Source organism: Clostridium lacusfryxellense (genome assembly GCF_018861735.1).
GTDB lineage: Bacteria > Bacillota > Clostridia > Clostridiales > Clostridiaceae > Clostridium_AD > Clostridium_AD lacusfryxellense.
Window position 1 is genome coordinate 17,753 of sequence record NZ_JAHLEB010000029.1, and the last position, 14,066, is coordinate 31,818.

Annotated in this window: 13 protein-coding genes; 4 read left to right on the forward strand and 9 right to left on the reverse strand. The window is 30.6% G+C overall.

All coding sequences use genetic code 11. The features are described from left to right. Positions 1–97 precede the first annotated feature (97 nt). Positions 98–709, forward strand: coding sequence for a DUF4230 domain-containing protein (locus KPL55_RS15610; protein ID WP_216307674.1), 612 nt, complete (start codon positions 98–100; stop codon positions 707–709). An 89-nt stretch (positions 710–798) separates the two neighbouring features. Here KPL55_RS15610 and KPL55_RS15615 read toward each other — a convergent pair whose 3' ends face one another. From KPL55_RS15615 to KPL55_RS15625, 3 genes are all read right to left on the reverse strand, one after another. Continuing rightward, a complete protein-coding gene (locus tag KPL55_RS15615) occupies positions 799–1,593 on the reverse strand; it encodes a TPM domain-containing protein (RefSeq protein WP_246599548.1) in 795 nt (264 codons plus the stop codon). Positions 1,594–1,702: 109 nt separating this feature from the next. Then, a complete protein-coding gene (locus tag KPL55_RS15620; protein ID WP_216307676.1) occupies positions 1,703–2,272 on the reverse strand; it encodes a LemA family protein in 570 nt (189 codons plus the stop codon). Between the two features lie 200 nt (positions 2,273–2,472). Continuing rightward, on the reverse strand, positions 2,473–3,483 hold the full coding sequence (locus tag KPL55_RS15625; RefSeq protein WP_216307677.1) for a MarR family transcriptional regulator: 1,011 nt from the start codon (positions 3,481–3,483) through the stop codon (positions 2,473–2,475). A 273-nt stretch (positions 3,484–3,756) separates the two neighbouring features. Between KPL55_RS15625 and KPL55_RS15630 the strand changes: the two genes are divergently transcribed. Both KPL55_RS15630 and KPL55_RS15635 read left to right on the forward strand, forming a co-directional pair. Then, entirely contained in the window at positions 3,757–5,436 is a 1,680-nt protein-coding gene (locus KPL55_RS15630; RefSeq protein ID WP_216307678.1) for a SulP family inorganic anion transporter, read from the forward strand. Between the two features lie 225 nt (positions 5,437–5,661). Beyond that, complete coding sequence (locus KPL55_RS15635) at positions 5,662–7,653, forward strand: fructose-1,6-bisphosphatase (protein WP_216307679.1); 1,992 nt, start codon at positions 5,662–5,664, stop codon at positions 7,651–7,653. A 128-nt stretch (positions 7,654–7,781) separates the two neighbouring features. On the opposite strand, the gene KPL55_RS15640 is transcribed toward KPL55_RS15635, so the two are convergent. The 4 genes from KPL55_RS15640 to KPL55_RS15655 form a co-directional block, all read right to left on the reverse strand. Beyond that, positions 7,782–7,967: a hypothetical protein gene (locus KPL55_RS15640; protein ID WP_246599549.1), complete on the reverse strand. Its 186-nt coding sequence runs from the start codon at positions 7,965–7,967 to the stop codon at positions 7,782–7,784. 144 nt (positions 7,968–8,111) lie between these two features. After that, positions 8,112–9,569 carry a S1C family serine protease gene (locus tag KPL55_RS15645; RefSeq protein ID WP_216307681.1) on the reverse strand — a complete coding sequence of 486 codons (1,458 nt, stop codon included), beginning with the start codon at positions 9,567–9,569 and terminating at the stop codon, positions 8,112–8,114. 238 nt (positions 9,570–9,807) lie between these two features. Next, the gene (gene pepT, locus KPL55_RS15650; RefSeq protein ID WP_216307682.1) at positions 9,808–11,034 is read right to left on the reverse strand and encodes a peptidase T; all 1,227 of its coding nucleotides are present in this window, start codon (positions 11,032–11,034) and stop codon (positions 9,808–9,810) included. A 12-nt stretch (positions 11,035–11,046) separates the two neighbouring features. Further along, positions 11,047–11,637, reverse strand: coding sequence for a DUF1836 domain-containing protein (locus KPL55_RS15655; protein ID WP_216307683.1), 591 nt, complete (start codon positions 11,635–11,637; stop codon positions 11,047–11,049). 242 nt (positions 11,638–11,879) lie between these two features. Here KPL55_RS15655 and trhA point away from each other — a divergent pair, with 242 nt between their 5' ends. Next, positions 11,880–12,533: a PAQR family membrane homeostasis protein TrhA gene (trhA, locus tag KPL55_RS15660; RefSeq protein ID WP_216307684.1), complete on the forward strand. Its 654-nt coding sequence runs from the start codon at positions 11,880–11,882 to the stop codon at positions 12,531–12,533. Here trhA and nth read toward each other — a convergent pair. Beyond that, positions 12,530–13,171, reverse strand: coding sequence for an endonuclease III (gene nth, locus KPL55_RS15665; RefSeq protein ID WP_216307685.1), 642 nt, complete (start codon positions 13,169–13,171; stop codon positions 12,530–12,532). The two genes, trhA and nth, sit on opposite strands and share 4 nt — an antisense overlap. A gap of 190 nt (positions 13,172–13,361) precedes the next feature. Next, positions 13,362–14,066, reverse strand: a complete 705-nt coding sequence (locus tag KPL55_RS15670; protein ID WP_216307686.1) for a lysophospholipid acyltransferase family protein — start codon at positions 14,064–14,066, stop codon at positions 13,362–13,364.

Consider the following 14,066-nt stretch of genomic DNA (forward strand, 5'->3'; position numbering starts at 1 on the left):
TTTCTTAATTATTATACATAATTTCCTAGTTTAAAACATACTTTTTATAAAAATATATTATTATTTCGTACTAAATATTAATAGGAGTTGTTTCATTATGAAATTAAAATCATTAAAAAAACCTATACAACATAAAAACAAATTTATCCTCTTTATTGTTTTTTTATGTATAACCATAATTGTTATACTATCGTTTTTCATTTCAAATATTGTTAAAAATCGAGATCTTACTAAATCCACTATTATAGCTGAAAAATTATCTAAAATATCAGAACTTTCCACTATTAAATATAGTTACTCTAAAATAATATCTTTATCTAATAGTAAAAAATTAAATAGTTTTGAGATTCCATTCACCGAAAAATCATTTTTAATTAAGTATAGCGGCTATGTTAAAGCAGGTGTAGATTTAAAAGATATACATGTTGTTGTTCATAACAAAAATATCACTATAACTTTAAATAAATCTAAAATTCTAGATCATGTTGTGAATGACCAGGATTTGTCCGTTCTTGACGAGAAATCGTCATTGTTTAATAAACTTAGTATGCAAGATATGATAGATGAAATGAGTAATGAGAAAAAAAAGATTGAAGTAGATTTATTGAACACATCCTTTTTAGATGGAGCAAATACCAACGCTAAATTACTTTTATTAGATATATTATCAGATATGGAGTTTGAGAATGTAAAAATAATATTTAAATAATTTTTTAAATATTAAAAATACAAAATATTAAAAGCAGAAAATAAAATATTTTCTGCTTTTAATATTTGATTATATTTTTCAAATAGTTACTAATATCCTCCAGAAGATCCACCACCACCTGATGAACCTCCACCGAAACCTCCAGAAGAACCTCCTCCTGAACCTCCAAAACCTCCATAACCGCCGCCATTTCCACCGTTTCTTCCACCACGTCCAAGGATTGAACTCCAAAACAGCATTTTGATCAAAAATCTAAATATCCTTCCTTTATTAAAAATAAAGTCTAGAAAAAGGAATACAATAAATCCAATTATTAAAATACCATTTCCTTTTTTAGATCCATTGGAATTTTTCGAAATTTCGTTTAGTTGTGGCACATTAATATTCTTTTCTAGTGTTACACCATATTCTTTAGCTATATTATCTGATAGAGTCGAGTAGGCCTCCCTAAACCCTTCACCATATTGCCCTTGCTTGAATTTAGGGACTGCAAAGTCATTCATAACTCTTGAAGAGTATATATCTGTAACTGCACCTTCTAGCCCTGTACCTACTTCCACCCTCCACTTCTTTTCCTTTATCGATAATAAGATTAGCAGACCATTATTTTTGTCCTTTTGACCAATCTTCCATTCTCTGAAAAGACCATTAGCATAACTCTCTATAGTTTGGCCCTCTAAAGAATCCACAACCACCACTGTAGCCTCAGCCCCTGTTTTATCTTCCAATTCTTTTCCTACCGCCAAAATATATTGTACGGAATCATTATCCATCACCTTAGCATAGTCATTAACATATTTTAGCTGCGTAACTTTAGGATAAATAACCTCAGCACTGACCAAATTCATACTAATCATTTGACTTAATATCAATATACTAATCATACCTATAGAAAGAACTCTAATTCTAACTTTATCTTTAATATGTGTTATCCTAAAAATATTATAGACTTTTTTAATTGATCTGATTAAATAATTCTTCATATTCTATCTCCTATTTAGTAAAGTCAACTTTTGGTACTTCTTTAGCTGATTCACTAGCCTTATAATATGCCTTTTCATCAAATCTAAAAATCCCTGCTATAATTGAGTTTGGAAATTTTTTAATGGTACTATTATAATTATTAACATTTGTATTATAATCCTGCCTTGCTATGCCTACTCTATTCTCGGTTCCTTCTAATGCAACTGTTAAATCTTTAAAATTTGCACTAGATTTCAAATCCGGATAATTCTCAACAACTACTAAAAGTCTAGAAACTGCGCTTCCAAGTTCACTATCAGCTTGCGCTTTATCTGTTACTGTTTTAGCACCACCAAGTTTAGCCCTGGCCTCTGCAATTTGCGTAAAAATATCTTTTTCCTGAGAAGCATAACCTTTCACCGTTGCTACTAAATTAGGAATTAAATCAGACCTTCTTTGTAGCTGTGTATCTATATTTCCTTCTGATACCTTAACCTTTTGTTCTAGGCTTATCATCTTATTGTAGCCTCCAACAACTGGCATTGCTATTAATAGGACTACTGCTACTACAATCGCAATTGTTCTTAAAGTTTTATTCATTTCTATACCGCCTTTCTATTTTATAGACTATATAATATCAATTACTAGATTTATCCTTATATAATAATTTATGAATTTAATATCGCTTTATACTAATTTGCTATTTATTCTTTTAAATTATGTATTGTTTTTAAAATTTATTTTAATATTTTCTATTTTAAATGCAAAAAAACAAACATTAAGTTTGTTTTTTCTTATTTTTAAAATGCACGATCTTTAATGATGGCAAATGTTTTCTTAACATATTCCTCAGTTTTACAATTTCCTAATTTATTATTCATTTTCACTAATAAATGATTTAAAGATATAATATCATTTGGACTTATATCCTTTAATTCCTCGAAGATTAATAAAGTTTTTTGATTTTTAATATAATCTTCTATTATCAAAATTTCACCTAATTTAGATATATCAAGGTAATGAGCATTTTTTATTAATGCTTTTTCTTTATGAATATATTGTTTACAATATAAATTTTTTACTATTACGTGAACTGTAGAGGGCGACCAGAAACTAATTTCGCTTAGCTCGCTTGATGTAATTCCGGGGAATGCCTCAATTATCCACAGCGCCCTAAGCTGTGCATAGGTTATATTAAATTCTTTAAGTGGTTCGCTATGATTGCTTTTAATAGTTAAGATAAATGTTCTTAAAAGGTTATATACACTAATTGTTTTTTTAATAATACTAATTGTATTTTCATCGTATCCTGTTATGTCTATTTTCAAGTTCATTTCATTGATCCTAGCTATATAATCAAATATAAACTCTTTCTTTTCTTTAATAATAATTTTTGTAAATATTTCTATAATAAAATCTAATTCCTTATGTGAAAATATACCAATCAAATCAAACAGATATATTTTTTTACCCTTGTTTTGTTTGTTTATATTAATAAACAAATCTCCCAGCTCCGTAAGTTGAAACCTATAGACCTTTTTATTAATAGTTTCCTCTTTATATATTAACTTTTTACCTATTAAAATTTTTATCATATTACTTACAGTTGGTGACGACCAACATCCAATCTTAGCAACATTACTAAGTGAAATCCCTGGAAATACTTTAATGATCCAAAGAATTCTAAGTTGTGGTAGTGTTATCCCAGATGTCTCTACCGTCCTTGCATAATTAGACTCAATTTTCAGAAAGGCATATCTCGCTATATTATATAACGAATGTATATTAAATAAATATTCACTTTGTTTCATAAAATGTCCCCTTACATGTTAATTATCATTTTTATAGCACATTTCGCCCTATTTCAATATATTGTATCAAAAAATTTATATCAAATCAACAAAAGGATTTTATATTACAAAAAAATACATGTTTTTCATTGTTTTTTTTTGTAAAATATGATATAATTATAAATGTCGTTTTTAAAATTTAATAATATAAATTAAGATGTTTCAAGTGAAAATTACTTGAATTTAATTTATTTTCAATATTCGAATACTAATTAAAATAAAGGAGTGAAAATTATGTTCGTCCCAAAACTGTTTACCTGCTTAAAAGACTATTCCAAAGACCAATTCATTAAAGATTTTATCGCTGGAATTATTGTTGCTATTATAGCTCTTCCTCTAGCCATAGCTCTCGCCATAGCCTCTGGGGTATCTCCTGAAAAAGGAATTTACACCGCAATCGTAGGTGGCTTTGTCATATCCCTCCTTGGAGGAAGTAGAGTCCAAATCGGTGGACCTACAGGTGCCTTTGTAGTAATTGTATTTGGCATTGTTGAAAAATTCGGCATTGACGGACTAATTGTTTCTACAATAATGGCAGGCTTCTTTCTTATTATAATGGGCCTTCTAAAATTTGGCGGCATGCTCAAATATATCCCATACCCTATTACTACTGGATTCACAAGTGGTATAGCTATTATTATTTTCTCAACTCAAATTAAAGATTTCTTTGGTCTTCACATGGAAACCGTACCTTCTGACTTTATTCCAAAATGGATCGCTTATATTAAGCATTTTAATACTTTAAACATGCAAAGTGTAATTATCGGTTTACTTTCACTTTTAATAATTGTATTTTGGCCTAAAATAAACAAAAAAATTCCCGGTACACTTATTGCAATAGTACTAGCTACTGTACTAACCCTTGTATTCAATTTGAATGTAGAAACCATCGGAAGCCGTTTTGGTGAAATTTCTAGTTCATTACCAGGAATCTCTCTTCCCCATACATCTTTCGCTATGATAAAAGAGTTAATGCTTCCTGCTCTAACCATTGCAATTTTGGGTGGAATAGAATCTTTGTTATCCGCAGTAGTCGCTGATGGTATGATCGGCGCTTCACATCGTTCTAATATGGAACTCGTCGCTCAAGGCATAGCTAATATTTGTTCAGGTCTAGTTGGAGGGATTCCAGTTACTGGTGCAATAGCAAGAACTGCTGCTAATGTTAAAAACGGAGGTAGAACTCCAGTAGCTGGTTTAGTTCATTCTTTAGCACTTCTCATAATACTACTTATATTTATGCCATATGTGAAACTTGTGCCTATGTCATCCCTTGCTGCAATATTAATTGTAGTATCATACAATATGGGAGAATGGGAGTCATTTACGCAAATATTTAAGGCTCCTAAAAGTGATGCCGCAGTGCTCTTAGTTACTTTCTCACTGACGCTCTTCTTCGACCTTGTAATTGCTATAGGAATAGGACTGCTTCTTGCATCATTGCTATTTATGAGAAGGATGGCAGATGTTACAGATGTGCGCTTTATTCTTGATGATAGTGAAGACGAAGACCAATTAGATACCTTAGATAATATAAAGACTCCAGAAAATGTATCTTTATATGAAATTAACGGTCCTTTCTTCTTTGGAGCGGCAGATAAATTTATACGTGCAGTTAAGGAAATAGGAGTTCATCCTAAAGTCTTAATTATAAAAATGTCAAACGTACCTGCCATCGATGCTACAGGATACCATGCTTTATCTATGCTTCAGAATATTTGCAAAAAAAACCACACAGAGTTAATACTTTTAGATCTTCAAGACCAGCCACTTCATGCTCTTGCTAAATATGGTTTTATTGATATGTTATGTGCACAGAATATCTGCAATAATGTCGAAGAAGCTATTTCAAGATCTAAATTTTTAATAGCAAAGTCTGAGGCTTTAATTAAACTTAGAAATTTCACTTTGTAATATCATATCTTAAAAAAGCACTATATAATAAAACGCCTATATATCATTGATGATATATAGGCGTTTTATTATATTTATCTTTATTAATTAATATCTAAAATAAAAAAGTTTCTTTTAGTAATACCTTATCCTACAATAATGTATTATACTGTTAGGTGTAAGCTTGATATTTAAATAGCTACATTACATTAGTAAAATTATTGCAATTGCAAAGGAGCGTCATAAATGATATTTTCTAGTGAAACATCTATCGATAGTTTAGAAGAAGATTTGAGATATCTTAAGTTATTGGCTACCAAGTATCCAACTATTCCAGATGCTTGTACAGAAATTATAAATTTACAAGCTATTTTAAATCTACCTAAAGGAACTGAGCATTTTCTTTCAGATATTCATGGTGAATATGAGTCCTTTACTCATGTACTTAGAAACGCATCAGGCGTAATTAAAAGAAAGATTAACGATATTTTTGGTAATTCACTTAGGGATAGTGAAAAAAAAGAACTAGCAACACTTATTTATTATCCGGAGCAAAAGTTAGAAATATCACTTAGAGAAGAAGCAGATATTGAAGATTGGTATAAAATCACTCTTTATAAACTTATCGAATTCTGTAGAATCATTTCCTCTAAATATACTAGATCTAAAGTCAGGAAGGCATTGCCTCCAGATTTTTCGTATATTATTGAAGAATTGCTTCATGAACAACAAAGCACCTTTAACAAACAGGAATATTACAATGGAATTATTCAAACCATAATTAGAATTGGAAGAGCAAAAGAATTTATAGTTGCTATTTCTAACCTAATTCAAAGACTTACTATAGACAGGCTTCATATCATAGGCGATATTTACGATAGAGGTCCTGGAGCTCATATAATATTAGATACCCTAATGGACTACCACTCCATTGATATACAGTGGGGTAATCATGATATGCTTTGGATGGGAGCAGCTGCCGGATGTGAGTCTTGCATTGCTAATGTTCTTCGTATTTCAACAAGGTACGCAAATTTGGATACTATCGAAGAAGGTTACGGTATTAATTTACTACCTCTAGCTACATTCGCTTTAGATTTTTATAATAATGACCCATGTAAATCTTTTAAACCTAAAGTTTATCCAGATAATAACTACAGAGAAAAAGATCTTAACCTAATGTCACAAATGCATAAAGCTATTTCAATAATTCAGTTTAAACTTGAAGGTGCAATAATAAAAAGGCGTCCTCATTATGAAATGGAATCTAGGTTACTGCTAAGCGATATAGATTATGAAAATGGCACCATAACTATTGATGGGAAAGAATATAAACTAAATGACACTAATTTCCCAACTATAGACCCTAGTGACCCTTATAAATTAACCCAAGACGAAATAGAACTCGTAGACAAACTTAAATCTTCTTTCGCTAATAGTGATAAACTCCAAGAACATATACGATTTTTATATTCTAATGGTAGCATGTACTCCAAATATAACTCTAACTTGTTATACCATGGTTGTATTTCACTAAGTGAAGATGGTAGTTTTAAGAAAATGAAAATAGATGGTGTAACATATAGTGGAAGATCTTATATTGATAGGACTGAAAGGCTAGCTCGAGAAGCCTATTTTGGAAAAGCCGATTCAGAATCTAAACTTTATGCTCTGGATAATGTATGGTATTTGTGGTGCGGTTGTAATTCGCCTTTATTTGGAAAAGATAAAATGGCAACCTTTGAAAGGTATTTTATAAATGATAAAAGTGCTCATACAGAGGTTAAGAATCCGTACTATAAATACAGAGACGATGAAACAATCTGTAATAATATATTAGTTGAATTCGGGTTAAATCCTGATGATTCACACATTGTAAATGGCCATGTTCCCGTAAAAACTAAACAAGGCGAAAGCCCTATAAAAGCGGGTGGCAAGCTTTTAGTAATCGATGGTGGTTTTTCTAAGGCATACCAACCGGAAACAGGCATAGCAGGCTATACACTTATTTATAACTCTTATGGACTGCTTCTCGCCTCCCATGCACCTTTTGAGTCAACTCAAAAGGCCATTGATGAAGGTAAGGATATTCTTTCGTCAACAATAATATTAGAAAAATCTTCAAATCGTATACGTGTTGTAGATACCGATGTTGGGCTTGAAATCAAGGAGCAAATCGGTGATTTAGAACAACTACTTACAGCATATAGAAAAGGACTTATTAAAGAAAAAGGTTAATGTATATAAAACATTTTAGGTTCATAAGTAAAATCCACTTGGCATTAAATTAGCCAAGTGGATTTTAAACTTATTTATTAACTCATTTGTTTTTGTAATATAATAATTAAATCAGCCTGCCCATATTATTATTTTGCGTCATGTACACTTAATAAGTGTTGCAATTTCTGTGCTTGCATTGCGGATTGCTCTGCAAATTCTTTGAATGTATCGCTTACTTCCACTGATGATACTTCTCTTGCAAATGATTGATAGTCTCTTACATTTTCTTGCGCGTCTAATAATTTTTTCATAATTGTGTCTCTAGTATTCATTTCCAATTTTATCACTCCCTCTAATTTTATTTTCCCACAAAATATATTTTTTTATGTATTTTAAATTTTGCAATTTGCTAATAAACAAAAAAAAATTGAAAATCATAAGATTTCCAATTTTTTTATCTAACATAACGACCAATTTTATTCAGCTAAAGTCAAATTTAATTTTATTGTCTTGTTATTTCTAACTAATTCCATTGTAACTATATCTCCTGCTTTATGAGTTCCTTTAATTTTATTTATCTCTTCTACAGTTTTAATATTTTGACCATCAAACTTTGTAATTATATCAGCAGGCAATATACCAGCTTTTTCTGCTGCACTGAATTCTTTAATTTGTGATACATATACTCCCACTGTCATATTATTATATTGCTTTGAAATTTCTTGAGTTATGTTCCGGCAAGTAATACCTATATTGAGTATTGGTTTAAGCAAATTATCAATTTTAGGGTTTATAGTATTTATAGGTATTGAAAACCCCAAACCTTCTACCCCTTCTTGACCAGTAGATGTAATTTTAGCCGTATTTATTCCTATAACTAGCCCCTTAGAATTAACAAGAGGACCACCACTATTACCTGGATTAATTGCTGCATCTGTTTGGATAAATTTAAGATCTTTATTTTCAATACTTATTTGCCTATTAACTGCACTAACAACCCCAGTAGTAACAGATCCAATTAATTCTTTTCCTAATGGATTTCCTATTGCAACTACTGATTCTCCTACTTCAAGAGCATCTGAATCGCCAAATACAGCCACACCAGGAACTTTAGTACCTTCTGCTAACTTGATTACTGCTACGTCTGCTGCAGCATCAAAATTGATTATTTTTGCAGAAACTTCCTTCCCATCACTAAGCATTACTTTAATGCTCTGAGCTCCACTTACAACATGATAATTTGTTAAAATATATCCATCTTCACTAAATATCATTCCAGTCCCAACACCTTCTTGAGCCTGGCTCTGGCCACTAATATCACCACTTACACTAGAACTATTTGTTGAAATTGCAACAACTGACGAACTTACTTTTTTTACAATTTGAGGTACTGTTAAATTTTCTGTACTAGTATTAGTAATAAGCTTTGTACTCGCCTGAGTAGAGGCCTTAGTATCAGTAACTTGAGGTGTAACAGCGGTCTTTGTATCCTTCATCATATTCATTGTTACAATGGCAGATCCAGCTCCTCCGAGTGTAGAACATATCACTCCTACTATTATGTATGATATTATTCTCTTCCCCATACCGCCTTTGTGTTTTTTATCCCTTTTGTCATTCTTCACATTTTGAGAATTTATCTCAGTATACTTAATTTCATCTACTTTTATAGGCCTGGTTTCACTTTCTCTATCTTTATATACATCTTCTTCCACATTTACCTCTTGATTCTGCCTAACCTCTTGATTCTGCCTAACCTCTTCATTAGAATCATTAATATTTTCGCTAGTGTCATTATTTTCACCATTAATTATATTATTATCCTCTATTGTACTTTCGTTATCTATTGCACTTTCGTTATCTATTATGTTTTCTTTATTTATTATGCTTTCATTTGTCTCATCTGTTTTATTATTGTTTATATCATCACTCATACTATTTGCCTCCTTATTTATTTATCATTGCAACTATTAGTCTTTGTTTATTTAAATAATACGTATTTCAATAAAAATTATATTCATATAATTTTTATATTTTTTAACTTTCTATTTAACTTTATCTTTAATTATATTTTAAGACTTTTATGTTACAATTTAGTGGCAAATTTGTTAACAAATTTTTAATATAAATGATTTATTTAACATCTTGTTCATATTTGTCAAGTCATTGTTATTATTTTGCAGTATATAATTCTATTATTTTGAGTATTACTTCAACAGCTTTTTCCATTGCAAATGTAGGTATAAATTCATATTTACCATGAAAATTATGGCCACCTGCAAATATATTTGGTGTAGGTAGTCCCATAAATGAGAGTCTTGACCCATCAGTACCACCACGAATCGGAACCATTATAGGATTTATTCCTACTTGTTTTATAGCCAAGTAAGCTGTATCTACAATATGTTTAACTGGCTCTATTTTTTCTTTCATATTAAAATACTGATCTTTAATCTCTATTTCAACTGTACCATGACCATGCTTTTCATTTAGTTTATCAACTACATTTTTAATATATCGTTTTCTATTTTCATAATTCGCATTATCAAAATCTCTTATAATGTACGTTAGTTTTGTTTCCTCTACTTCACCATTAATACTAATTAAATGGTAAAAACCCTCATAACCTTCCGTATTTGATGGTGTTTCATCAGAAGGCATTAAGTTGATAAATTCATTTGCAATAAGCGAGGAGTGTATCATTTTTCCTTTTGCTGACCCCGGATGAACATTTCTTCCATGAATACAAATTTTTGCTCCTGCGGCATTAAAATTTTCATATTCCAGCTCACCAATAGTTCCACCATCCATTGTATATGCAAAATCCGCTCCAAATTTTTCTACGTTGAACATGTCGGCACCACGACCTACTTCCTCATCTGGAGTAAATCCAATACAAATAATTCCATGTTGAATCTCAGGATTTTCCATTAAATATTCCATAGCAGCCATTATTTCTGAAACTCCTGCTTTATCATCAGCACCTAAAAGCGTTGTTCCATCTGTAGTTATAATAGTTTTACCTACATAATTTTTTAATTCCGGAAAATCCTTTGGTGATAATACTATGCTATTTTCCTTATTTAATATAATATCTTGTCCGTCATAGTTTTCAATTAACTTAGGCTTAACATTACTTCCCGGCATATCTGGAGCAGTATCCATGTGGGCTATAAATCCTATAACCGGTATATTTTTTTCAATATTAGAATTAAGTGTAGCCATTACATATCCATTCTCATCTACACCTGCATTTTCTATACCCATTGCTTTTAGTTCTTTAACTAGTTCAATCGCAAGTAACATTTGCCCCGCTGTGCTTGGCACAGTATTTGAATCCTCATCAGATTTAGTATCATAACTTACATATTTCAAAAATTTCTCTACAACTTTTGACATGTCCCCATCTCCTTATTCTTTCTTTAAAAAATTATCGATTAATTTTTCTGCCATTCTCTTTTGCATATTAGCTTTATTAATAAGCACAAGCACCATTAATATTAATTCTATTAACTCCCCATCTTCTTTTCCCATTTCTTTAATCTTTTCTTTTATAAATTCTGTGTCTTTATCTATATCAAGTGCAAACTCTTTATTTTGTACTCCTTTTATATCTAAGAAGTTATTATATAAATCCTCTAATGGAATCGTGATGCTTTTAGGAGCTTTCACATCAATAATAGGATCAAATATTGTATTTATATCATTAATGGATATAGTCTGTTTCAAATTATAAATAAGAGTAAGCAAAATCATATGTTCATTGGTATATTTCTTATTTTTTGCAGGCATTAAAACTTTGCCTTTAGTATAATTATTAATCATAGTTTTAGTAAGGATTTTATCCTCTTCATTTCTTTTAAGGCTTCCAAGTTTATCATTAAAAAAGGTAGTAACTTGATCCATATATAAATCCACACAAGGTATTTCAGCCAAACTAATATCTTTTGACCCTACTATTTCTTCTACCAATTTATTTAAACTTTCTTTGTTATAATTCATTATACTCTACCTCACTCTTGTTATATTTATTAAATTATATTTATACTATTATAACACTGTTGCTATTGATATTTGTTACTTTATATTGTAGTATTAATATATATCCTACATAGTTTTCAAAACTACGTATAAGATTATAATAAATGGACAATATATGTTTAACTAATCTCATAAATAGTATTGCCTTATTCATAAAAAATTAGTTCTAATGAAAATATATATTAAATAAAGGAGTGAGTGATTTGTTATCAAAATTTAGAGAACCCGTAAGTAGCCTTACACATTTACTAGGAGCATTTTTATCATTAATAGGCTTAGTAGTTTTAGTAAAATATTCATTAGACATAACAAATACATACAACACGATCATACTTGCAGTATTTGGAATAAGTTCAATATTACTTTACTGCGCAAGTACAACTTATCACCAGTCCTTGTCTTCACAAAAAGTTATTGGTGTCCTTAGAAGAGTAGATCATTCTATGATCTATGTTCTAATTGCCGGAACGTATACTCCTATCTGCTTAATCGCTTTAAAGGGAACATTCGGAACCATTCTTTTTTTAGGAATTTGGGTTTTGGCTTTTGTAGGTATAATTTTAAAAATTGTTTGGTTTGATGCCCCTAGATTATTATACACTAGCTTTTATATTTTAATGGGTTGGATATCAGTTATAGCTATCGTACCCATTATAAAGGCTATAGGCTTAGGTGGCTTTATGTGGCTTCTATCCGGTGGTCTCTTTTACACAATAGGCGCGATTATATATGCCACTAAACGTCCCAAAATAAAACTACCACTTTTTGGTTTTCACGAGATATTTCATATTTTCATTTTGCTTGGAAGTCTTTGCCACTTTGTACTTATGTTTAAATACATAATGTACATTAACTAATTTTTTTTACCTTTTCCATTTAGGAACTCACAGTAAGGCGCTATAGGACACTCCTCACAATTAGGTTTCCTAGCCTTACATATTCCTCGTCCATGCCATATGATATAATGGTGAGCATCACTCCACATTTTTTTAGGTATGTTTTTCATAAGCTGTTCTTCCACTATTTCAACATTTTTCCCAGTAGCAAGCCCAATTCTTTTTGAGACCCTAAAGACATGGGTATCTACAGCAATAGCAGGAATACCAAATGCATTAGACAAAACCACATTAGCCGTTTTTCTTCCAACCCCCGGAAGTTTTATTAGTTCTTCCATTGTGCTGGGCACCTCGCCCTTATGGTTTTCTAATATAAGTTTCGTAGCTCCTAAGATATTTTTACTTTTATTGTTATAAAAGCCACAACTCTTGATTTTTTCTCCTAGCTGCTGGCTTGATAAAGTAATCATGGATTCAGGTGTATTGTACTGTTTATAAAGCTCCTTTGCCACAACATTTACCCGTACATCTGTGCATTGTGCTGATAGTATTGTTGATATCAAAAGCTCATAATGAGACGAAAAATCTAACCCGCATTTTACCCCTGTATATGTCTCACTAAGAATCTTAAGTACTTCTTTAATTGTTTTTTTATTCATATATATCTCCTACTTCACACTATTTAATTTATCTTTCATTATTTTATCACAATGGATATAAATATAACCTAACCTCTTAATAATTAATAAAAATACGCTGCTAACCCTTGAAAAGTCAACAACGTATATGTATTACTCTTTATATATACTAACATTTACATCATATACTATAATACAAAATGTTATAAAATTACTCGTTATCAGAATATACTCCCCTATACCGCTTTGGAAGCATAACAGCTATACTTGACATTATTTCAAACATAACCCTGTCATAATACTCATTTTTATCCTCACCCTGATTTTTAATAGCAAGCGTAATAGGATCCCCAATTCTAATATTGACCTCTGCATGATGGAATCTTTCAGATGCCATATCGATGTTAATAGGTAACAGCTTTTCTGTACCCCAAATACCCATCGGTACAATTCTTGCCTTTGATAATTTAGCCATTAATATTAGGCCCCTTTTGCCTTCTATCATTTTTCCACTTCTACTTCTTGTACCTTCTGGGAAAATCATAATGTTATTACCTTCTTTTAGGGTATTAACTATTTTAGATATAGCTTCCTTATCTGCTGAATTAGGTTTTAGTTGTATTGTTTTAGCTACATGAAACCCTAATTTAGTAAGTTTATTATCTGTAAGCTTTACACCGGCAACAAAAGTTACATTATTGTCCTTTAGAAGTCTATTCATAACTATACCATCCGCATTACTTAAATGATTGCATATGAAAATTATTGGAGATTTTATGTCCTTAATCTTCTCCATACCACTTGTTTTAATGTTTGCATATTTGTTAATATACGAATCTAATAATTTGGTTGCTATAAATGATACTACTTTATCCGGTAAAATGTCTATTATTCCTAACATTACTTTCGGAACCAT

Coding starts and splice junctions, on each gene's coding strand:
- KPL55_RS15610 (WP_216307674.1), top strand. CDS start 98: ATGAAATTAAAATCATTAAAAAAACCTATACAACATAAAAACAAATTT.
- KPL55_RS15615 (WP_246599548.1), bottom strand. CDS start 1,593: ATGATTAGTATATTGATATTAAGTCAAATGATTAGTATGAATTTGGTC.
- KPL55_RS15620 (WP_216307676.1), bottom strand. CDS start 2,272: ATGAATAAAACTTTAAGAACAATTGCGATTGTAGTAGCAGTAGTCCTA.
- KPL55_RS15625 (WP_216307677.1), bottom strand. CDS start 3,483: ATGAAACAAAGTGAATATTTATTTAATATACATTCGTTATATAATATA.
- KPL55_RS15630 (WP_216307678.1), top strand. CDS start 3,757: ATGTTCGTCCCAAAACTGTTTACCTGCTTAAAAGACTATTCCAAAGAC.
- KPL55_RS15635 (WP_216307679.1), top strand. CDS start 5,662: ATGATATTTTCTAGTGAAACATCTATCGATAGTTTAGAAGAAGATTTG.
- KPL55_RS15640 (WP_246599549.1), bottom strand. CDS start 7,967: ATGAATACTAGAGACACAATTATGAAAAAATTATTAGACGCGCAAGAA.
- KPL55_RS15645 (WP_216307681.1), bottom strand. CDS start 9,569: ATGAGTGATGATATAAACAATAATAAAACAGATGAGACAAATGAAAGC.
- pepT (WP_216307682.1), bottom strand. CDS start 11,034: ATGTCAAAAGTTGTAGAGAAATTTTTGAAATATGTAAGTTATGATACT.
- KPL55_RS15655 (WP_216307683.1), bottom strand. CDS start 11,637: ATGAATTATAACAAAGAAAGTTTAAATAAATTGGTAGAAGAAATAGTA.
- nth (WP_216307685.1), bottom strand. CDS start 13,171: ATGAATAAAAAAACAATTAAAGAAGTACTTAAGATTCTTAGTGAGACA.
- KPL55_RS15670 (WP_216307686.1), bottom strand. CDS start 14,066: ATGGTTCCGAAAGTAATGTTAGGAATAATAGACATTTTACCGGATAAA.